The organism is Tychonema sp. LEGE 06208, assembly GCF_015207505.1.
Taxonomy (GTDB): domain Bacteria; phylum Cyanobacteriota; class Cyanobacteriia; order Cyanobacteriales; family Microcoleaceae; genus Microcoleus.
The window spans coordinates 30,897-53,009 of the sequence record NZ_JADEWT010000008.1 but is presented as its reverse complement, the minus strand read 5'-3'; the positions used below and the strand labels follow the sequence as shown (position 1 = coordinate 53,009).

Annotated in this window: 21 protein-coding genes and 1 riboswitch; of the genes, 11 read left to right on the top strand and 10 right to left on the bottom strand. The window is 45.2% G+C overall.

The window, feature by feature from the left end; genetic code table 11:
* Positions 1 to 217 precede the first annotated feature (217 nt).
* From IQ263_RS03815 to psbM, 4 genes are all read left to right on the top strand, one after another.
* On the top strand, positions 218 to 1,603 hold the full coding sequence (locus IQ263_RS03815) for a TIGR03279 family radical SAM protein (protein WP_194066249.1): 1,386 nt from the start codon (positions 218 to 220) through the stop codon (positions 1,601 to 1,603).
* 139 nt (positions 1,604 to 1,742) lie between these two features.
* Complete coding sequence (locus IQ263_RS03810; protein ID WP_194066248.1) at positions 1,743 to 3,638, top strand: TolC family protein; 1,896 nt, start codon at positions 1,743 to 1,745, stop codon at positions 3,636 to 3,638.
* A gap of 238 nt (positions 3,639 to 3,876) precedes the next feature.
* Positions 3,877 to 4,173, top strand: coding sequence for a 2Fe-2S iron-sulfur cluster-binding protein (locus tag IQ263_RS03805; protein ID WP_194066247.1), 297 nt, complete (start codon positions 3,877 to 3,879; stop codon positions 4,171 to 4,173).
* 373 nt (positions 4,174 to 4,546) lie between these two features.
* Positions 4,547 to 4,660, top strand: coding sequence for a photosystem II reaction center protein PsbM (gene psbM, locus IQ263_RS03800; RefSeq protein WP_193970859.1), 114 nt, complete (start codon positions 4,547 to 4,549; stop codon positions 4,658 to 4,660).
* A gap of 553 nt (positions 4,661 to 5,213) precedes the next feature.
* On the opposite strand, the gene IQ263_RS03795 is transcribed toward psbM, so the two are convergent.
* The gene (locus IQ263_RS03795; RefSeq protein WP_194066246.1) at positions 5,214 to 6,068 is read right to left on the bottom strand and encodes a universal stress protein; all 855 of its coding nucleotides are present in this window, start codon (positions 6,066 to 6,068) and stop codon (positions 5,214 to 5,216) included.
* A gap of 146 nt (positions 6,069 to 6,214) precedes the next feature.
* Here IQ263_RS03795 and IQ263_RS03790 point away from each other — a divergent pair, with 146 nt between their 5' ends.
* The 4 genes from IQ263_RS03790 (at position 6,215) to IQ263_RS03775 (ending at position 12,315) form a co-directional block, all read left to right on the top strand.
* Positions 6,215 to 6,715, top strand: coding sequence for an acyl-CoA thioesterase (locus tag IQ263_RS03790; protein WP_194012814.1), 501 nt, complete (start codon positions 6,215 to 6,217; stop codon positions 6,713 to 6,715).
* Positions 6,716 to 6,903: 188 nt separating this feature from the next.
* Complete coding sequence (locus IQ263_RS03785) at positions 6,904 to 7,968, top strand: DMT family transporter (RefSeq protein WP_194066245.1); 1,065 nt, start codon at positions 6,904 to 6,906, stop codon at positions 7,966 to 7,968.
* 22 nt (positions 7,969 to 7,990) lie between these two features.
* Entirely contained in the window at positions 7,991 to 9,166 is a 1,176-nt protein-coding gene (locus IQ263_RS03780) for a D-alanine--D-alanine ligase family protein (protein ID WP_194066244.1), read from the top strand.
* Between the two features lie 419 nt (positions 9,167 to 9,585).
* Positions 9,586 to 12,315, top strand: coding sequence for a right-handed parallel beta-helix repeat-containing protein (locus tag IQ263_RS03775; RefSeq protein ID WP_194066243.1), 2,730 nt, complete (start codon positions 9,586 to 9,588; stop codon positions 12,313 to 12,315).
* A 197-nt stretch (positions 12,316 to 12,512) separates the two neighbouring features.
* Here IQ263_RS03775 and IQ263_RS03770 read toward each other — a convergent pair whose 3' ends face one another.
* The 9 genes from IQ263_RS03770 to IQ263_RS03730 all read right to left on the bottom strand — a co-directional run bounded on the left by IQ263_RS03770 (position 12,513) and on the right by IQ263_RS03730 (position 19,954).
* On the bottom strand, positions 12,513 to 13,469 hold the full coding sequence (locus IQ263_RS03770) for a DUF6282 family protein (protein ID WP_194066242.1): 957 nt from the start codon (positions 13,467 to 13,469) through the stop codon (positions 12,513 to 12,515).
* Positions 13,470 to 13,528: 59 nt separating this feature from the next.
* A complete protein-coding gene (locus tag IQ263_RS03765; RefSeq protein WP_194066241.1) occupies positions 13,529 to 14,434 on the bottom strand; it encodes an alpha/beta fold hydrolase in 906 nt (301 codons plus the stop codon).
* A 14-nt stretch (positions 14,435 to 14,448) separates the two neighbouring features.
* A complete protein-coding gene (locus IQ263_RS03760) occupies positions 14,449 to 14,895 on the bottom strand; it encodes a SufE family protein (RefSeq protein ID WP_194066240.1) in 447 nt (148 codons plus the stop codon).
* 357 nt (positions 14,896 to 15,252) lie between these two features.
* Complete coding sequence (locus tag IQ263_RS03755; RefSeq protein ID WP_194066239.1) at positions 15,253 to 15,447, bottom strand: hypothetical protein; 195 nt, start codon at positions 15,445 to 15,447, stop codon at positions 15,253 to 15,255.
* Positions 15,438 to 15,902, bottom strand: a complete 465-nt coding sequence (locus IQ263_RS03750; protein ID WP_228049776.1) for a hypothetical protein — start codon at positions 15,900 to 15,902, stop codon at positions 15,438 to 15,440. Before IQ263_RS03750 ends, IQ263_RS03755 begins: the two co-directional genes overlap by 10 nt.
* A 79-nt stretch (positions 15,903 to 15,981) precedes the next feature.
* On the bottom strand, positions 15,982 to 16,422 hold the full coding sequence (locus tag IQ263_RS03745; protein ID WP_194066238.1) for a hypothetical protein: 441 nt from the start codon (positions 16,420 to 16,422) through the stop codon (positions 15,982 to 15,984).
* Complete coding sequence (gene metE, locus IQ263_RS03740; protein WP_194066237.1) at positions 16,406 to 18,652, bottom strand: 5-methyltetrahydropteroyltriglutamate--homocysteine S-methyltransferase; 2,247 nt, start codon at positions 18,650 to 18,652, stop codon at positions 16,406 to 16,408. Before metE ends, IQ263_RS03745 begins: the two co-directional genes overlap by 17 nt.
* A 592-nt stretch (positions 18,653 to 19,244) precedes the next feature.
* Positions 19,245 to 19,391, bottom strand: a riboswitch (cobalamin riboswitch).
* A gap of 24 nt (positions 19,392 to 19,415) precedes the next feature.
* On the bottom strand, positions 19,416 to 19,580 hold the full coding sequence (locus tag IQ263_RS03735; protein ID WP_194066236.1) for a hypothetical protein: 165 nt from the start codon (positions 19,578 to 19,580) through the stop codon (positions 19,416 to 19,418).
* 227 nt (positions 19,581 to 19,807) lie between these two features.
* A complete protein-coding gene (locus IQ263_RS03730) occupies positions 19,808 to 19,954 on the bottom strand; it encodes a hypothetical protein (protein WP_194066235.1) in 147 nt (48 codons plus the stop codon).
* A 316-nt stretch (positions 19,955 to 20,270) separates the two neighbouring features.
* Between IQ263_RS03730 and IQ263_RS03725 the strand changes: the two genes are divergently transcribed.
* The 3 genes from IQ263_RS03725 (at position 20,271) to IQ263_RS03715 (ending at position 22,083) form a co-directional block, all read left to right on the top strand.
* Positions 20,271 to 20,444, top strand: coding sequence for a PleD family two-component system response regulator (locus IQ263_RS03725; RefSeq protein ID WP_228049775.1), 174 nt, complete (start codon positions 20,271 to 20,273; stop codon positions 20,442 to 20,444).
* The gene (locus tag IQ263_RS03720) at positions 20,431 to 21,039 is read left to right on the top strand and encodes an adenylate/guanylate cyclase domain-containing protein (protein ID WP_194066234.1); all 609 of its coding nucleotides are present in this window, start codon (positions 20,431 to 20,433) and stop codon (positions 21,037 to 21,039) included. Before IQ263_RS03725 ends, IQ263_RS03720 begins: the two co-directional genes overlap by 14 nt.
* 108 nt (positions 21,040 to 21,147) lie before the next feature.
* Complete coding sequence (locus IQ263_RS03715) at positions 21,148 to 22,083, top strand: spermidine synthase (RefSeq protein WP_194066233.1); 936 nt, start codon at positions 21,148 to 21,150, stop codon at positions 22,081 to 22,083.
* Positions 22,084 to 22,113: the final 30 nt, after the last annotated feature.

Genomic DNA, 22,113 nt, shown 5'->3' with positions numbered 1-22,113 from the left:
CAATTAATGATACAGATTTAATGTGACTTAATAAATACAATAAATCATTTGAAAGCTTGTGGATTGTGGGTCGATCGCACTTCACAAACACATATTTTTTACTAGGCATCCTGCTTGACAAATGGTATAAATTATGATATGAGTTGAGACTTGATTAAAATAGAAAATTAATTTTTGAATAGCAATTTATCAAACTTGAAAATGCAAGCGCGAACTTATGAGCGAATCCTCAACCAAACCCGCCAGAATTACCAAAGTTATTCCCGACAGCATCGCAGCAGAAATGGGATTTGATGCCGGAGATTCCATCGTCGCTGTCAACGGCCAAAAACCCCGCGATTTGATCGACTATCAATTTCTGTGCGCCGACGAATTTCTGGAACTAGAAGTTTTAGATGCCAAAGGCAAAACTCACAAGTTAGAAATAGAAAAAGAGTATGACGAAGACTTGGGTGTGGAATTTGAAACTGCCCTCTTCGACGGACTAATTCAGTGTAACAATCGCTGCCCTTTTTGCTTTATCGACCAGCAACCTCCGGGAAAGCGGGAAACTCTGTATTTCAAAGATGATGACTACCGCCTCAGCTTTCTTTACGGCAGCTATTTGACTCTTACCAATCTGACTGAAAAAGAGTGGAACCGAATCGAACAAATGCGGCTTTCTCCTCTCTATGTTTCGGTGCACGCTACGGAACCGGACGTGCGGATTAGGTTGCTGAAAAATTTCAGGGCTGGGAAGATTTTAGAGCAAATTAAATGGTTTCAAGAACGCCGCTTGCAAATTCACGCTCAAGTTGTGGTTTGTCCGGGAATTAATGATGGCGAACATTTGGAACGCACTTTGTTGGATTTGGCAAAGTTTCATACCGGAAATATTCCCGCTGTGGCATCGGTGGCGGTGGTGCCGGTGGGTTTAACTCGGTTTCGCCCTGCGGCAGATGAATTAATTGCTGTAACTGCGGAAAAAGCGCGGGAAGTTATCGCGCAAGTGCATCAAATTCAAGGGGTTTTGAGTCAGGGAAAAGCAGGCGGAAAAGCCAAGAAAAAGAATTCAAAATCTGGCTGTATTTGGCTGGCTGATGAATGGTTTTTAATCGCGGGTTTAGATTTGCCGTCGGCGGCTGATTATGAGGATTATCCCCAAATTGGTAATGGTGTGGGTTCTATCCGCCAGTTTATTGGGCAGTTTGAAGCGGCTTTTGCTAAGCTGCAACCGCTGCCGGTTATTCCGCCGCGCCAGTTGGTTTGGGTGGTGGGGAATGCTGTTGAAAAGGCTTTTGGGCCGATCGTACAACAACTAAACCAAATTCCCGGCTTGTCGGTCAACATGGCCGCACTCTCCAGCCGCTACTGGGGACAAACTATCACCGTCACGGGTTTGCTCACCGGGCAAGATTTGCTGGAAGCTTTGCAGGGGCGAGACTTGGGAGATGGCATCTTGCTGCCTTCGGTTATGCTAAAACAGGGTGAACCTCGTTTTCTCGATGACATGACCGTAGAACAGCTAGCTAGCTCGCTGAAAACCCGGATTTTGCCGGTGAGCGGAGTAGAGGAACTAATCTCAGGGGCGATCGGTCTGGCAACTGCTGAAGTTCAATTCTAAATTTTGAATCAAGCATTCAAAAGTTTAAGATGAGTAGGTAATTGTGACTTGTAAATGTTTAGTCCCGGCTACAGACTCGAAAATTGAGAACTCAATCTTGCTCTAAAATTGTCTCTAGAATTGCAGTAATTAAAAAATTATGCGTGTTTTTCGTCAAATCGTCGTGGTCGGAGTGGGCGCTGCAATTACTTTCAGCAACGCCGCACAAACTGCTTCGGCCCAGCCCCCGGCTCAATCTCTCGACAGCTCTGCCAGCTTGAATCAGCTCGAATTAGGCCCGAATATTCGATCGACCTCAAACACAGCGTCAGAACCAGCATCAGAGCCCGAAGAGTCGATCGCCCTTAACCCCCCAACCTCCGAGGCGGCTCCGCAAGGGGAAGCAAATATCGCAGCAACTGAGCCAACCAAGCCCGAGCAAGCATCAAAGCCCCAACAGGCTGCTCCGGCTTCCCCTGCAACTCAGTCTGCACAGAAGGCGCAGTCTGGAACGCCCGCAAATACAGTCTCTCAGCAGCCAATTCCGAGCGGCCCCAACAGTGTTCCGGCGCCCAATTTGCCAGCACCAACTCCCCGCGGCACTCCCATCGAAAGTTTCCCCCCAGTCACCCCGAAGGGCATTTTAGAAACCAACCCTCCGGCTTCCCTAGAACCCAACCCGAATCCGCTGCTGTTTCCGACAAAGCCCGAGGATGTCAGGATCGAGCAAACAGAGTCAATTACCTTGCAGCAGGCTATAGACATCGCCCGCCGCAACAGTCAAACTTTGCAAATCGCCGAGAAACAACTCGAACAAAGTCGAGCGGCCGTGCGCGAACAACAAGCTGCTTTATTTCCAGACTTGACTTTTCAAATGAACGCGAGCCGCCAAGTCAGCGCCAGCGGACAGATTGGGGTGCAGTCCCGGCTACGCCGCAATGAGACTTTGCCGGCCAACCAACAACTGCCGGCGAATTCTCCCGAGTTCGACAATTTCGGCAGCACCAGTCTCAACAACAGTTTGCAGTTGAGCTACGACCTCGACATTTTCGGCCGCCGCAATGCTAACATCCGCGCGGCTAGGGAACAGTTGCGCTTTCGGGAACTGGATTTGGAGCGCCAAGCCGAGCAACTCCGCTTCGACACTGCTGAGGCTTACTACAATTTGCAAAACTCCGACGGACAAGTTGCTATCCGCCAAGCTTCTGTGAGAAATGCCCAGCAAAGTTTGCGGGATGCTGAAGCTTTGGAACGGGCCGGGGTAGGAACCAGGTTTGCGGTATTGCAAGCTCAGGCAAATTTGGCTAACGAACAGCAGCAACTCTCGGTGGCCCGCCGCGACCAGCGAGTGGCCCAGCGCCGGCTGGCTGAGCTTTTGAATATCAGCCAGTCGGCAAACTTGACGGCGGCTGACCCGGTGGAGCAAGCTGGCTCTTGGCGACTGTCTTTGGAAGAGAGTATCGTGCAGGCTATTAAGAATCGCCCTGAGTTGGAACAGCAGTTGGTACAGAGGGATATCAGCAAGCAGCAAAGGCGATCGATTCGGGCGGGGGGACTGCCTCAAGTCAGTGTCAGCGGTTCCTACAACTTCCAGGGGGTAACTTCTGACAATCCAGACCCGTTTTCAACTCGCGGCTGGGCGAGTGGCTATGCGCTGCAAGCGAATTTGACTTGGAATATCTTTGATGGGGGTGCGGTGAGGTCGAGGATCCAACAGCGGGATGCTGATATTGCGATCGCCGAAAGTCGATTTGACCAACTCCGCAACCAAGTGCGCCGGGAAGTGGAACAAGCCTATTTTGGCTTGGAGTCGAGTTTTGAGAACATCGAAACTTCTGAGGCGGGGGTTTTGCAGTCGAGGGAAGCTCTGCGTCTGGCGAGACTGCGGTTTCAAGCTGGCGTGGGTACTCAGACGGATGTGATTCAGGCGGAAACTGATTTGACTAGGGCTGAGAGAAACCGATTGTCGGCAATTGTCACCTACAACCTGGGGCTTTCGTCTCTCCAGCGGGCTGTGAGCAATCTTCCCAGTAATAACCTCTCGGATGCTCCTTGATAGGAGTTTGCCCCAAAAAATGCCACTGTAGGTTAACTCCAAACCCATATCCGATCGGTCATTCCCAATTTTCAAATCTCAAATCTCAAATGCTATGAGATTGGGTTGGGTTGGCTTGGGTTGGGTTGGGGCGATCGACCTTTCATCGCAAAGGATGAGACATCGGGTATGAAACGTTCGACACATTAGTTAATATTTGGTTAGAGAGCTCCATGTCAACTGCGTTAAGGAATCGGTAATGGCCAATATCAAGTTTGTGAAGGAAAATCAGGAAGTCATCGCAGCAGATGGAGCCAATTTGAGGCTCAAAGCTCTAGAAAACCGCATCGACTTGTACAGGTTTTCGGGAAAGATGATGAATTGCGGGGGCTACGGTCAATGCGGCACCTGCATTGTGGAAATTGTCGAGGGAAGTGAAAACCTCTCGCCCCGTACTGATTTTGAGAACCGCAAGCTCAAGAAAAAGCCCGAAAACTATCGGTTGGCTTGTCAAACTACGGTCAACGGCCCGGTGAGCGTGAAGACTAAGCCGTAGCTAGGGTTTGCCAAGTTCTAGGGAAGAAGTCATTAGTCATTAGTCATTAGTCATTAGTCATTAGTCATTAGTCATCAGTCATTAGTCATCAGTCATCAGTCATCAGTCATCAGTCATCAGTCATCAGTCATCAGTCATCAGTCATTAGTGCTGTCGCCTCCGAGCTTTCCGTACAACGTCATCAGTCCGAGGGAAGGAGGAAGAGGGAAGAGGGAAGAGGGAAGAGGGAAGAAGCTGTAGACTTCTGGGGTTCTCGGGTTCTCGGGTTCTCGGGTTCTCCGAGGCTCCTTCTGTCTTCGAGTTTTCCTTTGGCCTTTGAGTGGTATCCTAGTAGTGTGTGTTTTCCTATTTTTTGATAGAGGCGGGGGTCTTCATGGAAGTTAATGATTTAGGTTTTGTGGCAACCATTCTGTTTGTATTGGTTCCCAGCGTTTTTCTCATCATTCTGTACATTCAAACGGCTAGCCGTCAAGGTGGAAAAGAATAGCAATTGCTGCTATTTTTGTCTGGCAAAAGCTAGTTGTAAAAAAAAAGCGCCAACAGTTTTTTTCTGGGGCGCTTTTTTTGTGAACTGTTTGGAAACGAAAATTTAATTATATCAATTCCGGTTGCACTTCTTATGATGTTGACTGTTAACTGTTAACTGTTGACTGTTAACTGTTAACTGTTAACTGTTGACTGTTGACTGTTGACTGTTGACTGTGAATCGAACAACTGAAAATTGCACCGATATAGGTGGTGACTTATAAAAATCATTTATGAATTTCCCTCTAAGTTATCACCTGACGATGCAGCCGGAAACGATATTACTTAGGAATGCAATTTAATAATTGCTCGTTACCAGACTTTTGTCGGTGACAAGCAAAACAAGCAAATCGCTTAAGCGATTTGCTTGCCATTCCTAGGAAGATTTTAGCTACTTTCTTGACAATCTCAAAACTGACGCACGCCGGGAATAAATGGTGCTGAGGTTTTGAGATTGCTCGCGGACGATCGAGAATTACTCGCACTCGCCGCACCCCACCGCTGGCGATGAGAGTTTAGCCCACGACTGTGCGGGCTAGCAAGACGGGACAGTTGGCGTAGACTCTCACGTAGTCGGAGAGGGAATTTCCTAGGAGTCGATCGAGATCCAAAAAGTTTTTGGCAACGTTGGGCCGCCGATCCGGGGAACCGATTACTAATAAATCGGCATTCACTTCGTCTGCAATCCGACAAATTTCTTCCCCGGGCTTACCTGTGGCACTCACGCAGCGGTAGCTAACTCCCAGTTGTTTCGCGAGGGCTACTGCGGAAGCTAATACTGGATCTTTTTCAGCATTTGCTGTTACATCTTCGGTGGATTTTCCAGTCAAATCTTTGGTGACGTGCACTAAAATTATCTGTCCGCCGTTGACTTCTTTGACAAAAGATAGGGCTAGTTCTAAGGATTGTTTGGCGGATTCAGATGGGTCTAGGGCCACCATGACGCGCCGGATTTTTTTGACGTAGATGTCGTCTTTGACCAACAGCATCGGTCTGGATGTTAGCTGGAAAACGTACTGGCTGACTGAGTTTTCCAAAATCGATTGCAGCCGTCCCAATCCCCGAGAACCCATAATCACTAAGTCGGATTTTTCTTCTTCTGCGACTTGGCAAACTGTGGTTTTTGGGTCTCCCTGTTTCAGCCGGGGATTGACTTTGTTGGGATCGATTTTTAAGGACTGGACTGCTTGTGCTAAAATCTTGCCTCCTTCTTCCAACTTTTGGGCCATGCCGTCGGATGTCACTTGGGGCGGCACGACGTGCAAGACGGTGACAGAGCTTTGTTGCAAGGAAGGGATGTCCATCAACATATTAAACATCTCTTCGCACAAGCCACGACCGGCGACGGCTACTAAAATTTTTTCTATCATGGTTGTTTTTTGCAGTAAAAACAGTTGAGTTTTCTTGTGCGACTCTCTCACTAGGGTGTTGGTACTCTAGTGGGTCAATGTCAAGCATAGGCCTGAAGTTTGCTTTATGATTTGTAGAAATGTAGCGTTTTGGAACAATTTGTAACGTGTTAGAGAACGATCGAACTCAACCAGAACTCGCACCGACTGGTGCTATTCAAAATCGACCCGGTATGGACTCTGAGGGCTGGTTTGAATATTTGGTGCGAGTCTACCCTCACCATACTGACTATTCGGGTATGGTTTGGCACGGGACTTATCTGGCTTGGATGGAGGAAGCGCGGGTGGAAAGTTTGCGCTCTCTCGGTATTGAGTATGCGGAGTGGGTGGCGCAGGGTTTGGAATTGCCGGTGGTGGAGCTTTCGCTGCGCTACCACCGCTCTGTGCAAATGGGTCAATTGGTGGCTGTCAGAACGCGGGTGGCGGCGAGTGAGGGTGTGCGGCTGCTTTGGGATTACGAAATTCGATCGCCCGATACGCAGGAGTTATACGTGACGGCGCAGGTAACTTTGGTTGGTGTCGATCGGGACAAGGGCAAGATTATCCGCCAATTGCCGCCGGCGCTCAAGGAAGCTTTGACAAAACTTTCTGTTAAACCTTCAACCTAAGCTCCTGTTAATTATCAAACATATAGTCCTGCACTGGTCGCCAGAAACTGGGTTTTTTGCCAAAAATTTGGTTGTAGCCCTTGATGCCAACAAAAAACCCGGTTTCTTAAGTAAGGAGTGTGTAATTCCTGACCGGGTTTTGGCAGTCTTCTAATTTATACTTTCAGCCTTGGTGGGACTTTTCAATAATGTCAAAAAAGTTGGAATTAGCCGAAGAAAATATTGACATTCAGCACAATATTTTGGCAAATAATCAGTTAATACCTGCGTCAATAGCAGAAGAAACAACTATTGTTTCTGGAAACCCGGACAATTTAAATAACGGTGAATTAGCTGACGAAAGTCAAGGTAAAATTTGGGCGATCGTCTCGCTGTCTGCGGCGCTGCTGGCGGTGTCCCTGGCGGCCATTTTTATTCGGTTGAGCGAACGGGAAATCAGTCCGAATGCTACGGTTTTTAACCGCTTGTGGATAGCAACTGCGGTATTTGGAATTTGGAACGGGGCGGGGGAAGCGCGCCGCCGAATGTCTGGGAATGTAGTTGAAGGGCGATCGAACTACACTCTGAAGGATGTGATGTTATTAACAGCCGTCGGCGTGGTTTCTTCTGCTTCTCTCGGTTTCTGGGCCTGGTCGCTAACTCAAACTAATGTCGCTAATTCTACCGTACTTCGCAACTTAACTCCTTTATTTACTACTTTGGGGGGATGGCTGCTGTTGGGACGGCATTTTGACGGCAGGTTTTTGCTGGGATTGGTAGTGGCTTTATCAGGCGCAATTGCGATCGGCACTACCGACTTGCAAATCGCCGGAGACAATTTTACCGGGGACATTGCTGCTTTGTTATCCGCAATGTTTTATGCAGCAAATCTGCTGATTGCGGAAGATTTGCGAACCAAGTTCCCGGCGACAACTATATTGATGTGGCGCTGTTTGATTGGTAGCCTCTTGATTTTGCCCTTGGTTTTGCTGGAGGGCGATCGAATTTTCCCTTATTCTTGGGAGGGATGGCTGACTGTAATTGCCTTAGCCGTGATTTGTCAAGCTTTTGGCCAAGGACTTCTCATCCACAGTCTCGGCACTTTGTCATCGGGATTTGTCGCCCTTTTTCTGCTGCTAGAACCAGTAATTACGGCGATTATTGCCTGGATGCTATTTTCCGAAAATTTGAGCTTGTTTAATTGGTTCGCTTTCTCTGTAGTTTTGGCTGGAATATATTTAGCCAAATCGAGCAAATATGCCGATCGCAAATAAAACAAAAAAGGAAAAAAATTAAATGGTAGCAACATCAACCGGTATAAATTCCTGGCATTACGAATTGAGTTTGCTCCCTCAATACTTAGAAAAGCTGTTTGCCAAACTGCGGATTGCTGTGGTGTTTGGTGGCAACTGCGATCGCCAGGGAGCCGTAATTTACAAAACGCACAATCCCCGTTCTTGGAAAAGCTACGAAATCGTCGCCCGCGAGATTGCCCGAGCATTAACCGAAATCGGCTTTCAGCACGTCTGTGTCATCCCTGATGACATGAACTTACCCGCACAACTAAAAGAACAAAAAATCCATTTAGTCTGGCTAAATACGGGCGGAGTGCAGGGCTACAATCCTGTTTGTCACACTCCCGCCTTGTTAGAAATGTTGGGAATGCCCTATGTCGGTCACAATCCTTTAAACAGTTCTACTTTAGACAACAAACACGCTTTTAAACGGGAACTGCAATCAGTCGGAATAAAAACCGCTCCGTTTATGACTTGGCATCCTTCCCAAGGAATTTTTCAGCCTAATTTCCACGAGCGTTTTGCCATAGTCTTCGGTGATTATCGAGGGCCTTTTATTGTCAAACCAGTATCCGGCCGCGCTTCGCTGCAGGTTCATTTGATTGACAAAATTGAGGGTTTATCTCAGGCGGTTTCAGAAGTTCACCGAGAAACTCATAATACGGCTTTAATTGAAAAGTATTTGCCAGGAAGAGAATTTTGTGTAGCGGTTTGTGGTTATGTAACTCATGCTAAAGGCTGTTTTACCAAAAATCCAAAACCCTTTGCCTTTTCCACGGTAGAACGAGTTTTTGAACCGGAGGAACGCATCTTTACTTCTATGGATCAAAAGGCGATTACGGCCGATCGCGGGCGGTTGATGGGGGAGGAAGAACCAGAACTAAAACAAAGGTTAATTGAGTTAGCTTGCAAAATATATTGGGAGTTTAGTTTGAACAGTTTGGTGCGGATTGATGTCAGGAGTGATGCTGAGGGTTCACTTTATGTTTTGGAAGCAAATCCGAAACCGGATCTAAAACATCCAGACGAAAATGTGACAAGTTTGGTTACTTTGGGCTTGGCGGAATACGGGATGAGTTATAACGATTTAATTTTTAGTTTGCTGGCGGATAGGTTGGATTATTTGTTGACTCAACATATCGCGATTATTCCTCATATTGTGGATTTACTTCGCTAATTGAACTTTGACAAAACATCTTGTAGGGCGTGCATTGTACGCCGTTGCATTCAAATTTATTGCCAATCTACTGTTGGAGGATTATGCCTTCGCTCCCCCGGTGACCCCGCATCGAAAAGGGGAGCGGAAAATATCAAAGTCAACCCCTACTCCCAGACTATCCGGGGGAGTATGGGGGTATGGAAGGGGGAGCGAGACGCGCGTATCAACGAGAAATACAAAGGTTTTTAGGGTTGACTGGACACCAATGCAACAGACATCTTACCTGTTGAATTTATGTAAATAAATATAAATTGCCGAGCCAAGTAAAAAAAAATGCGCGCAAGTTGTGATAGCTTTGAGCAAGAACAGGATTTGTGGATGTCCATTTTTTGGGCAAGCATCAGGGCAATTCAATTTATATAGATTAGATAAACCAAATGGAAGCATTACTTTTATTAATAGGATTTGGAGGCGGTGCATTAGTCTGCTGGCTAATTTTGAATAAGCGAAATTCACGAAATTTGGTGCGGATGCACGGCTCGCAGGAGGCTATATCGAAGTTAGCGTCGCAGTTGGATGCCAGAACTTCGGAATTGCGCCAAAAGACTGAGATGGAAAATCAGCTTAATTCTGAATTGTCTCAGTTGCAAAATCGCTTGGCAAGTGTGACTGGCGAGCAGGATTTATTAAATAATCAGGTGTCGGAATTGGAAGGGTTTATGGCCCAAATTGCTGAAGAGCGATCGCAAGTTGATGCTTTGATTGCTGATTTGCAGTTTCAGTTAGAAAGCGCAGGGCAAGCTCAGTCGCAGTTACCGGAATTGGCGGAACTTCAAAATCGGCTAGAAGTTGCGACTCTGGAGCGATCGCAACTTGTAGCTCAAATCCTGGAAATGCAAACAGAGCGAGAGGCGCTGGATGCAGAGATCGCTCTATTTCGCGATCGGCTGTCGGAATTTGACAGTCAGTTGGAAACAGCCAGTCAAGGCAAATTGCAGCTACAGTACCAGTTGTCGGAAATTCAAATTAAGTTCGAGCGCTCAATTCAAGAGCGGGAGCAACTGCATTCTCAACTGTCGAATTTGCAAGCTCAATTGGAAAGTGCAGAACAAGAACAGGAAATACTCAATTCTCAATTGGAAACCGCCCGCCAACAAGCAGAACAAACTCTATCTGAATTATTAGAGTTGGAAACACAGTTAGAAGCTGCCAATCGAGATAAAATGCAGTTAAACTCTCAATTGTCTGAGCTGCAAAATCAATCACAGACAGTTATTGGAGAGCGAGAACAACTGCTTTTGCAGTTGTCAGAATTGCAGGCTCAAGTAAATCCCAGCGAGGGAGATAACTCCCAACTTATATCTCAATTATCGGAACTGCAAGCTCAATTAGAAACTGCTAACACTGAGCAATCGCAGCTTGCGGCTCAACTCTCGGAATTCCAAAGTCAAATCGAGCAAGCAAACCAAAATCAAAATCAACTACAATCTCAAATATCCGAGTTAGAAACCCAGTTAGAAAGCGCGCATCAAATTCGCTCAGAATTAGAATCACAACTTGCGGCTCAACTCTCGGAGTTCCAAACTCAAGTCGAGCAAGCCAACCACAATCAAAATCACCAACAATCTCAGATATCTAAGTTAGAAACTCAGTTAGAAAGCGTGACTCAAATTCGCTCAGAATTGGAATCACAGCTGGCGGCTCAACAGTCGGAATTCCGAACTAAAATTGACACAGCCAACAAAAATCAAAATCAACTGCAATTTCAAATATCCGAGTTAAAAAGTCAGTTAGAAAGTGTAACTCAAATTCGCTCAGAATTGGAATCAAATCTGGCAGCTCAACAGTCGGAATTCCAAACTCAAGTCGAGCAAGCTAACCAAAACGAAAATCAACAGCAATCTCAGATATCCAAGTTAGAAACTCAGTTAGAAAGCGTAAGTCAAATTCGCTCAGCATTGGAATCACAGCTGGCGGCTCAACAGTTGGAATTTCAAACTCAAATTGACACGACCAACCAAAACCAAAATCAACTACAGTCTCAAATATCTGAGTTGGAAAGTCAGTTAGAAAGCGTAAGTCAAATTCGCTCAGAATTGGCATCTCAGATGGCAGCTCAACAGTTGGAATTTCAAACTCAAATTGACACAGCAAACCAAAATCAAAATCAACTACAATCTCAAATATCCGAGTTAGAAAGTCAGTTAGAAAGTGTGACTCAAATTCGCTCACGATTGGAATCTCAGTTAGACACTGCTAACAGAGAACGATCGCAACTTGATGCTCAACTCTCAGAACTTCAAAGTCAAATCGAGACAGCCAACGAGAATCAAGCTCAATTGCAACGTCAAGAATCTGAGTTAGAACCTCAGTTAGGAACAGTCAATCAAGAAAGCTTGGAGTTACAATCGCCAATTGTCGAAAAGGGCGATCGAGAAATTCCCAAGGCTGAATTAGCAGACAAAATTGAAAAATCCACCTCACAACCAATAGTTGATAAAAGTCAAGGCCTTATCGTTTGCCAAGAAGGTCAAGGCGATTATACTACTATTAGCGAAGCCGTAAAAAATGCGGCTTCGGGTACGCACATTTATGTACAGCCCGGTTTGTATCGAGAAAGTTTAATCATCGACAAATCTGTGGAAATTATCGGCAGCACAGAAGCGGGTAGCGTCACTGTGGAAAGCACCGACTCAAACTGCATTCAAATGCAAACCGATAGCGCTTTAGTCCGAGGTTTGACGCTGATAGCCACGGGGAAATATTATGCTGTAGATATTCGTAGAGGCGAGTTAATTTTAGAAGACAGCGATATCACTTCTGCCAACTATTCTGTGGTGGTAATTTGTGGCTCCGAGGCGAGTTCGGTAATCCGCCGCTGTCAAATTCACGATGCAATATGGAACGGGATTTTTATCTCGGATAATGGGAAAGCAACGGTGGAAGATTGCAATATTTATAATAACGGCAGTCTGGGAATCGGTGTCGGATTGGGAGGAAAATTGATCGTGCGCCGCTGTCGGATTAATAGCAATGAAGGTGAGGCGATTGTAGTTTACAGAGATGGCATTGCTACAGTAGATGATTGCGATTTAACGGGTAATGCTGGCGGTGCTTGGCGGATTGCAGATAACGGATACGTGCGCGGTAAAAATAATCAAGAATAGAAAAAGTCATTAGTCAGTTGGCAGTTGGCAGTTGGCAGTTGGTAGTTGGTAGTTGGTAGTTGGTAGTTGGCAGTTGGCGGTAGTCATTAGTCCTTAGTCCTTAGTCCTTAGTCCTTAGTCCTTAGTCATTAGTCAACAGTCAACAGCTAACAGCTAACAGTCAACAGCTAACAGTCAACAGCTAACAGCTAACAATTCTAAATCCCTAACAAGCGAGCGGGATTTTTTTTCATCATTAAATCAATTTCAGGTTGAGAAATGCCTTCATCCATCAACTTTTCTACAAATAATTTGTAACCTTCTGCAGGTAAAGGATCGGGTTTTCTTCCCAAATCTGTGCTCAGAACAAAATGCTCGGCTCCGATGAGTTTAATGGCTGTTACCATCTGATTAATGGAAACGTGATGCCAGTTTTTATGTCCGTCATCGGCGGCATTTTCTCCCATCAAATCGTTGACAAATGCTAATTCTAGAAACGCTCCCATCTGGGCTGCTGTTTGCATATTTTCTAGGGACAAACCGGGTACATCTGCCATTGCGTGGGTAATCAGGATGTTTTTAATGTTGAGAAGTCTGGCTTGCCGGACAACTGCCATAACTTCTGCTGAGGAAATGTGTCCGGTTTCCAATACTAAATTATCTCTAGCTACTATCTTGAGTACCGCTGCTGTTTCTGGTAAAAGTTTGCCGTTTTCTGCTACTTTAATCCCGATTCCCGATTTGTGAAAAACCTTTAAATGATGATTGGAATCAACGGTTGGCAGCCACACTACTTTACCGTATTTGCCGCCGATGCGGTGCATTGCTTCTACAGCTTGGGGATTAATCCCGCCTACGGAATGATTGAGAACAATTCCCCCGAAAACTTCGATTTGCGGTACAATTTTATTGACTAGAACTGCCCGTGCTGCGGTGCTGCCATAGTGATTTTTTAAGACAACTGCTTTCATGTGCGCGCTGGTGGCAAATTTAGCTACCTCAAAATCATCCAACCTGCGGGGAATCACATCAGGAGACGAATGGATGTGAAAGTCGATCGCACCTTCAATGATACTTTTTTGTGAGTCCATCGGCTGCAACTGTCCGACAGCATAAACTGGCAGACAAAACCAATAGCAAAAAATTAAAACTAACGTAAAAAAAATAGCCTGCATTCATCCCCTCTTTGCTTCTCTCCTCTGCGCCCTCAGCGTCCTCTGCGGTTCATTACCTCTTAAATAAAAGACTTAACCGCATTTGCCAAATCTTCTGCAAACTCTTCGTGCAGGCCCAAAGTTCCCGGAATAACTCGCGATTCCACTCCCGGTAATTGAGCTAATACTTCCATTTCCGCCTTTGATTTGGGCGGCGCTTTTTCCGCAACTACAACCATCACCGGTACTGTTAATCCTTGGAAGTTGGCGACAAATTCTTCCCGCGTTTTTGCCGGATCTAAACCTCCGGTGACAAAAGCCGCCGAACCAAATCTCGCGCCTGCTTGTTGAGTGACTTTCCGCTTATTTTGAATGAAATCCGCTGTGACTTTGGCGGCATCGGCGTAGACGTGGCGGCGGTACATCAAACTCAGGAATGACGGCGCAGTGTTCAGTTTGTACAGGAATTGACCGATTAAGGGCGATCGTACTAATTCTCTCACCATTCCGTGCCAACCCCTTTGCTGTTTGCTCATTGTCGGCAAAGGCCCGCGCCAAGTCGGTGCAGCTAACACAATCTTTGACCAAACATTCGGCTTTGATTGCGCTAATTGCATCGCATAACCCGCAGCGTGACCGGCCGCAACTACAGCCACAGGACTGTTAAAAACTGACTCTACAAAATCCTTCAAAAACTGATGGTATAATTGCGGTTCGTAGTCGGTGCGCGGGCGCGAAGATTCGCCGAAACCAGGCCAATCTACACTCAAAACTTGAAAATTTGGAGCTAACAACTCTGCTAAAGGACGCATTTCTTCCCGCGTTGAAACCGTACTGAAAGCCGGCAGTAACAATACGGGTTTTCCTTCTCCCCTGGTTTCGTAAATAACTTCAATCTGTGTTTCTTTCCAGTTCCAGAGATATTTCTGAACTGTCGCGGGATAGTTGCTAGAATTAGATTTGGTTAAATCGGCAGTCTGAATCATGGCTGTTTTTCCGGTTAGTTTGCTTCTGCTTGCGCGCTCAATTCGCAAGCCACTGCTTTATTTTTCATCATTTGAAAGATGTTATAAAATCCGTTAGCGCGGGAAGGTGTCAGGCTCACATTCAATCCCGTATCTTGAATAAAATCTGGGGTAATGCTAACTATTTCAGCAGGCGTTAATCCGCTCAAGCCTTCCACAAGCAAGCCAACTAATCCTTTGACTAACTGAGCGTCAGAATCGCCTTGATACAAAACTTTTCCGTCGGTCAAATTTGCGGTAATATAAACTTGCGATACGCAACCAGAAACTTTGTTTTCTGGGAGTTTATCGCTTTCGGTAAATGCTGGGAGTCGCTTTGCATACCACAGCAGTTGTTCGTAGCGCTGTTTCGGATCGGAGTGTCGCTGGAAGCGCTGGACGATTTTAGCTAGGGCTGCGGGTAGCGCGGTATTTGCGGACATGATTTCGAGTAGCGGTTGAATTTGCTGATCTTGTACATTCTATTGTACCAGTAGGGCGATCGATATAGTCCTGGACGCATCGATCGCCAGAAATCGGGTTTCTGACACCCGCGCACATCCAAGAAACCCGGTTTCTGCGATAATTTACGCATCCCCACCAAAATTGAGGAATAAACCGGGTTTCTGACACCCCGCGCACATCCAAGAAACCCGGTTTCTGCGATGCTGTTGTTAGTGTTTTGCGGTACTAAATTAGTAGCAAAAAAATCAAAAGCGACAGTATTTTCCGCTGTGACAATAGCGCAACAGATTAGCTCAAAAACCCGGTTTCTTTGGTCTTGATGCGTCAGTCCTGAATTAGTCAGATCGTTCAGAGAGAGAATCCTGTTCAGGAAGATGCAGCTTTGCTATTTGCGATCGCACTATTGCTATTCGGACAAACAATGCACCGCTAGCCAAACCGATCGCAAACCGAAACCCCAACACTAAAAAACCCTCTAACTTGCGTTCGGCAACTGGTTCCATCCCAACTTTGTGTAGTATCAATTGCATCGTAGATTTTCTTCGTTCAAACGGGTGAACTGAGGTTGGAATTCTTCCCATTCTTTGCAGATTTGCTCGTAACATTGCGAGGGCGAAATCGGTAGATTTCGCAGATAAAAGAACGTGACTTCCCGACCGGATTCCAGCAGCAGAATGATGTCTTTACTAGGGTTATAGGTATCTGCAGCTTGCAAAATATGACCGTTCATGTGGTGATTTTGCAGGATAGCGGTGTCGGGAGCCAATAACCAAGCATTGAGAAAGGGAGCCAAACGACTGCGGGGAACAAAATGCGATTGGAATGTTTCACCAGTAACTCCCATCAATGGGTTATTAAGACTACAAATTACTGCGCCTCGTTCACCATTCAGATAGCCAACCCAAGCGTTATAGCCTAACACCAGCAGATTAGTTGCAATAAAGGATTGCTGCCAATCTTCGCTATTTGTTTCAGATGTCATCATGTATTAAATATCCAGTATCAAGTTATCAACCTATGCGAAATATGAATCGAGTTTAATTTAGGCATTAAGATCGGAATTTTTACGGTATCAAACTTGGTTGAAATTCCTCCCAGCGCCTACAGACTTGTTCGTGGCAATCGGCAGGAGAAATGGCTAGTTTCCTTAATAGATTTACCTCTGTTTGACGACCAAATTTCAGCAATAGCAGAATATCTTGCTCTGGATTGTACTTCACAGTTGCTGCTATCACAGATGGAATATTCGATGAGTCAACGGATAGCGATCCCAGATAAAATTGCATCAAATTCACAGGAATAAACTGAATTTGAAAAGGAATTGATTCGAGGCTTGTCATTGTAGAATCAAGAACTTGAGTATCTACATCACAGACCACAACACCCCGCCCGAAAAACTCAAATCCCTTCCATGCTGTATAACCAATAACCAGCAAATTGGTATGAATAAATCCCTGTTGCCAATAGCCAAAATTTCCTTGCCAAACGCTATTTTCCGGTCGCATTTACTTCCTCCCGCAGGATTTTGGCAGCTTCCACCATATTTTTTAGCGCCGGAATTACTTCTTCCCAACGTCGTGTTTTCAAGCCACAATCGGGATTTACCCAAATTTGTTGAGTTGGTAGATTAGCAATGCCAGTTCGCAGTTGTTGCAAAATCTGTTCCGTCGTTGGCACCACTGGACTGTGGATGTCATACACGCCATTACCTACTTGATAGGTGTAACCTGCGGCGGTTATTTCATGCAGCGTTTGGTTATTGCTGCGGCTATTTTCAATCGAAATTACATCGGCATCTAACCGTTCAATATCTTTGATGATATCGCCAAATTCGCAGTAGCACATATGCGTGTGAATTTGAGTTTGAGGATGAGCGCTTGCGGTAGCCAGAAGAAACGCATCTACAGCCCAAGACAGGTATTGATTCCAGTTTTCTACTTTCAGAGGTAAGCCTTCGCGCAATGCTGGTTCATCTACTTGAATTACTTGCGCTCCTGCTGCTTCTAAATCTGCTATTTCATCCCGCAAGGCCAAAGCTATTTGAAATGCTTGTACTTGTCTGGAAATATCGGTGCGCGGATATGACCAATTTAAAATTGTTACGGGAGCTGTTAGCATTCCCTTAACGGGTTTTTGCGTCAATGATTGCGCTACTTTGAACTCGCGCACAGTCATTGGATCAGTGCGAACAACATCACCGTAAATAATCGGCGGACGCACGTAACGGCTGCCATAGCTTTGTACCCAGCCATTTGCCGTGAAGGCGAATCCATCCAACTGTTGTCCGAAATATTCCACCATATCGGTGCGTTCAAATTCGCCATGCACCAACACATCTAGCCCAATTTCTTCTTGGATTTTAATGCTATCGGCAATTTGAACGTCGATCGCAGCTTGATAGTTTTCTTGACTCAATTCACCCTTTTTGTAGCGCAGCCGCAGTTTTCGCACTTCCGGGGTTTGAGGAAACGAGCCGATCGTTGTGGTGGGAAAAATGGGCAGAGAAATCTGTTTCGACAACCGCAAGCCGTAGGATAATTTGCGTTGAAAGTCATTGGTTGTCAGGCTGTTCAGACGTTCCTGCACGGCAATATTGGTAGGGCTAAACTCCTCGAAGGTTGTCCAGGCATTGCTAATTTTAGCGCGATCGCTTCCAGTCTCTTCTCCGGCTAAACTGCGTGCCAAAAACTTCACAGCTTGCAGTTTTTGTTCGGCAAAACTCAACACGTTGCGGAGAGGTTCTGGCAACTTTGTTTCCCGTGCGGCATCGTAGGGAACAAACTGCAACGATGCCGACGGCTGAATTACAATATCGGGCGTAATTTGCTGAATCTCTTGCAGCACTGGCAGCACTTGTTCGGGACGAATTTGCCAAATATTGCGAGCATCTACAATTCCCACACCCAATCGTTTATCAGCCGGAAATCCCTGTTCTTTAAGCAATTTCAAATTGCATCCGCGAGTAAAGTCTAAGCTAATTTTAGCAACTGGTAACTGTATCACCCAAGGATAGGTATCTCCTAAATCATCAAAGTAAGTAACTAAATCGATGGGAAGTTTAATTTCAGCTAAGGAACTATAGGTTGACTCAAAGGCTTCTTTGAATTGACCAGCATCACTTAGAACCAAGGCAGGTTCGTGAATTTGCACTTCAGAAATACCCAAGTTTTTTAAGGCTTTCAGCAACGCCAGATAACGCTCTCGTAATCTTGAAATTGCTTCATTTAAGGGTATGTCAAACCGACTTAATCGCAATAAAGTAATGGGGCCTAAAACAATAGGAATTACTTTTTCGCCTAATAAAGTTTGAGCGCGATTAACCGTTTCGAGAAAGTCGCTAAAATCAGCAGGCTGCCATTCTGAGGGAATTTCTGGCACCAGGTAGTGATAGTTGGTGTCGAACCATTTAGTCATTTCTAGTGCAGGTATCCCTTCTTTGCCCCGCGCCATTGCAAAGTAGCGATCTAAACCTGATAAATCCCGAAAGCGATCGGGGATTAACCCCAGGCGAACTGTCCAATCCAGAACACTATCGTAGAGGGTAGTATCGCCAACACCGATGCGATCTATACCTGTTTTTAGCTGTATTTGCCAGTTTTCTATTTCTACTTTTCTGACTGTTTGTAATAAATTATTGGCATCTAATTTGCTACTCCAAAATGCTTCTAGTGCGATTTTAACTTCGCGATTTTTACCAATGCGAGGATATCCAATTGTTGCAGTTGAAATTGACATGATTTTTCTCTCTTAAGTATGGGTTTCAATAGCATCATCAGTACAAATAGCGATATTACAAAGAGCGATCGCAATTGATATCCTGTCCGATTGGTTCGTAGTGCGGACTGAAGTCCGCAATGTTGAGCGGGCTGAAGTCCGCACTACAAAAGGTTTTTGTGATGGTAATGAACCGGACATTAGATGACTGAATTTTTACTATTGATATTTGCTGAATGATCGAGTTGAGTCTTTGATATTCCATAGAAACTCTGTCGGAAACTAAGGGGTATCCGATGCAGAATTTTCTACAGCAATGTCATCAGAATGTAATGTGATGCCTCAAAGGTGAAATCGTCTGAATATCTAACATCGCTATCACAAAGCTGTTAGAAATTACAGCAGGCAAAACCCCGCGCAATATTTCTTGCGTCTAAAACTAGATAATGCTGTTGAGGCTAACTTTTTTAACTCGTTATGTTGCTCTAGAAACCAATTGCACCAAAGGTTTCTCACGGGTTAAGGAGCATAATAGCCGATCGCGCAGCATCTGGTGAAAAACAATCGAATCGAAAACAAAATACTGAAGACATCCGTACCTCGCAGATGGGTTAATAGAACGATACAATCGGCGGGCATCCTGACTAAGAAGCTACTCTACGCTTCATCACAGTTGCGGGACAGCGCCGGGTTTGCACCGAACTTTCCCCCTTTCGTCTAGTGGCTGATCTCCACCAGAACCGATTAGGTCATACCATAGCACATTTTCCAAAATATGCAACCCCTAAGATCGGGTCGGGCGATCGAATATCATCAATAATCTTGAACACCTGCGCGATTTGAAACCGGGTTTTTCATCAAAATCCTTCGTTGCAGCCAGCAAATCAGGCCCAAACCCGGTTTCTTTGGTGTCGATGCGTAAGTCCGGCTCGAAATCATTTTCCTGCATCTTTAAGATTATAAATTAACGGCAGAATGGGATTCCCGCAACCAAATCCTGGAAGTTATAATCATGAAAGATGCACCGCCAAAATATTATCAGCGCCTGGTTTTTTCAAATGTTTAATTTTCTCACTTCCACCCTTTAAAAATATGTTTCGTTTGAGTCTTGCGAAGTTAGGATGAGTCGCTGCTAAGCTCATCAATATTTAAATTGTATTTCAACAAATAATCAAATTATTGCAGGGTGGAAGGCGATCGCCTCAAGTCAAGTCCAAGGGCGGCAAACGGCGCAACTATCGCCGGGAATTGACCCAAAACTGACAGTCGCAGCCAAACTAGCAGCGCCGCTGCATCGCTTTCTTCTGCCGTAAAATCCAGCATCGCCACCTCTTCGTCACCAAGCCGCTAAGCTGTTGTGCATCCCAATTGTGTATGGTGAGGGGGAGAGGGGGAGACGGAGAGAGGGGCTATTCGGCTTCGCGAGGAGGTAAAGAGGGGGAGAAGATTTTTGTTTGATCTATAGTCAAAATATACAATGTTTATTTGCACAACAGCTTACCAACAACTTCTCCGTTGAAAATTTGCTGCAGCAGCTTTTCCGGGAAGGCGATCGCAAATTCATCCAATGCGGGTAAAATAATTTCAGCAATGATAACTCACAGCAGCGAACGAGTTCACCTAAAAAACCAGGTGGGGAGTGATAAGTACAGTTTTAGTGGTGGAAAATTCCCACAGCCAGCGAGAGTGCATTTCACATCAGTTGAGATGCAACGAATTGAACGTAATTCAGGCAGATCGCGGCTTGGAAGCGCTGAATAAAATTGAGAAAAGTTACCCAAATTTAGTATTATTAGCTAATGAAAACAAATAACCGCAGTTATTTAAAAAAATTGCTGCAAGAAAGAAACGAACACCCCGAAAGAATGGCAGAAATTGATGAAAAAATTAATGCCACATTCCGCCAAACCCACGCAATTTTAGTAATGGATATGTCGGGGTTTTCGCGAACCACTGTCCGCTACGGAATCATCCACTTTCTGGCAATGATTCACCGGATGCACGGAATTGTCAAGCCCGTAATTTCGGAATATAGCGGCATTGTTGTTAAAGAAGAAGCCGACAATATTTTTGCAGTATTTCCCGATGTGAAATCGGCTGTTGAAGCTGCAATTGACTGTCTGAAACAAACGGGGGCTGTAAACACAACTCTGCCGCCGGAAATGGATATTTACCTCTGCATTGGAATTGGCTACGGTGACATTTTGATGCTAGAAGGAGAGGATATGTACGGATCTGAATTCAATCTAGCATCCAAGCTGGGAGAGGATTTGGCGGAACGGGGAGAGATTTTGCTCACCTCCGCAGCGTTTGAAAATTTGGAAGGCGAGAAGGAAGATTGGGAAAGAGTTGATTTTTCGATTTCTGGTTTGGAGTTAGTGACTTACAAGCGCGTACAGCCTGCTTAATCAAACTCAAGAAACCGGGTTTTTTGCTGAATCTGCGGGCGGCGAAGCAGAATTTTCTCCAAAAACCCGGTTTCTGACTGCCCCTGTGTGCCATAAAATTTGAAATTAATGATTGACCAACAAAAAAACTGGCAAACTCTCAATTTAGCGAATATTCAACAGCGGCTGGCTTGGGTACAACAACAGCCGGATGGAGTTATTTTTTGTCAAGAGTCGGGAGTTCACTATGTTACAGTTAATAAAGATAAAAATAAAATAAAATTCTCTTTGGTAGAGAAAGTGAATTTGCATACAGATTTGTTGCAATCTGTCATCGACCTCAACAATCCCCTGCATTTAGTTTCTGAATATACCCAAGCGATGATGTTGGGTTTAGTTTGGCAAAATCAACCCCAAAAAGTCTATATAGCTGGGTTTGGCGGTGCCAGAATTCCGTTAATCCTGCACCATTATTTGCCGGAAACTGTTATAGAATGTGCTGATGTAGACCCGATCGCGATTTCAGCAGCCACAAAGTGTTTTGGAGTGCAGTTTGACAGCCGACTCAGCGTCACAATCCAAGATGGGAGAGAATATCTAGAACAGAAAAATCCCGATATTAAGTACGATATCATCATGACCGACGTGTTTTGTGGCAACGGTTACTCTTCGCACCGGCTGGCTACCAAAGAATTTTATCAACTCTGCCAAAAACACTTGTCAAGCGCCGGAGTTGTGCTGGTAAATCTGCTGCAAAGAGATGAGTTTTATGCCGAAAAGGTGAAGACTTTTCAAAGCGTGTTTTCTCAGGTATGCGTGTCTCCTTGGAAGGATATTAATAGCGTTTTAATTGGGAGTAACAGCCCTAGTTTAGAGAAAAGCGAGATTGTTTCCAGAGCAAAATATTTGCAAGATGGGCATGAATTTTCATTTTCCTTAATCGATAGGGCGCTTGATATTAGAGTAGGTAGAGAATTGGCGGAATCTATAGCTAATTTAGATCAAGCTCAAATTTTGCATGACGATTCGCCGCCTGTTGGTTATTTTGATTCTTGGTTATTTTGATGGCATAAAAATTAAGGTCTATCGAGCGCG

Coding starts and splice junctions, on each gene's coding strand:
- IQ263_RS03815 (WP_194066249.1), top strand. CDS start 218: ATGAGCGAATCCTCAACCAAACCCGCCAGAATTACCAAAGTTATTCCC.
- IQ263_RS03810 (WP_194066248.1), top strand. CDS start 1,743: ATGCGTGTTTTTCGTCAAATCGTCGTGGTCGGAGTGGGCGCTGCAATT.
- IQ263_RS03805 (WP_194066247.1), top strand. CDS start 3,877: ATGGCCAATATCAAGTTTGTGAAGGAAAATCAGGAAGTCATCGCAGCA.
- psbM (WP_193970859.1), top strand. CDS start 4,547: ATGGAAGTTAATGATTTAGGTTTTGTGGCAACCATTCTGTTTGTATTG.
- IQ263_RS03795 (WP_194066246.1), bottom strand. CDS start 6,068: ATGATAGAAAAAATTTTAGTAGCCGTCGCCGGTCGTGGCTTGTGCGAA.
- IQ263_RS03785 (WP_194066245.1), top strand. CDS start 6,904: ATGTCAAAAAAGTTGGAATTAGCCGAAGAAAATATTGACATTCAGCAC.
- IQ263_RS03780 (WP_194066244.1), top strand. CDS start 7,991: ATGGTAGCAACATCAACCGGTATAAATTCCTGGCATTACGAATTGAGT.
- IQ263_RS03775 (WP_194066243.1), top strand. CDS start 9,586: ATGGAAGCATTACTTTTATTAATAGGATTTGGAGGCGGTGCATTAGTC.
- IQ263_RS03770 (WP_194066242.1), bottom strand. CDS start 13,469: ATGCAGGCTATTTTTTTTACGTTAGTTTTAATTTTTTGCTATTGGTTT.
- IQ263_RS03765 (WP_194066241.1), bottom strand. CDS start 14,434: ATGATTCAGACTGCCGATTTAACCAAATCTAATTCTAGCAACTATCCC.
- IQ263_RS03760 (WP_194066240.1), bottom strand. CDS start 14,895: ATGTCCGCAAATACCGCGCTACCCGCAGCCCTAGCTAAAATCGTCCAG.
- IQ263_RS03755 (WP_194066239.1), bottom strand. CDS start 15,447: ATGCAATTGATACTACACAAAGTTGGGATGGAACCAGTTGCCGAACGC.
- IQ263_RS03750 (WP_228049776.1), bottom strand. CDS start 15,902: ATGATGACATCTGAAACAAATAGCGAAGATTGGCAGCAATCCTTTATT.
- IQ263_RS03745 (WP_194066238.1), bottom strand. CDS start 16,422: ATGCGACCGGAAAATAGCGTTTGGCAAGGAAATTTTGGCTATTGGCAA.
- metE (WP_194066237.1), bottom strand. CDS start 18,652: ATGTCAATTTCAACTGCAACAATTGGATATCCTCGCATTGGTAAAAAT.
- IQ263_RS03735 (WP_194066236.1), bottom strand. CDS start 19,580: ATGCAGGAAAATGATTTCGAGCCGGACTTACGCATCGACACCAAAGAA.
- IQ263_RS03730 (WP_194066235.1), bottom strand. CDS start 19,954: ATGCTGGATTTTACGGCAGAAGAAAGCGATGCAGCGGCGCTGCTAGTT.
- IQ263_RS03720 (WP_194066234.1), top strand. CDS start 20,431: ATGAAAACAAATAACCGCAGTTATTTAAAAAAATTGCTGCAAGAAAGA.
- IQ263_RS03715 (WP_194066233.1), top strand. CDS start 21,148: ATGATTGACCAACAAAAAAACTGGCAAACTCTCAATTTAGCGAATATT.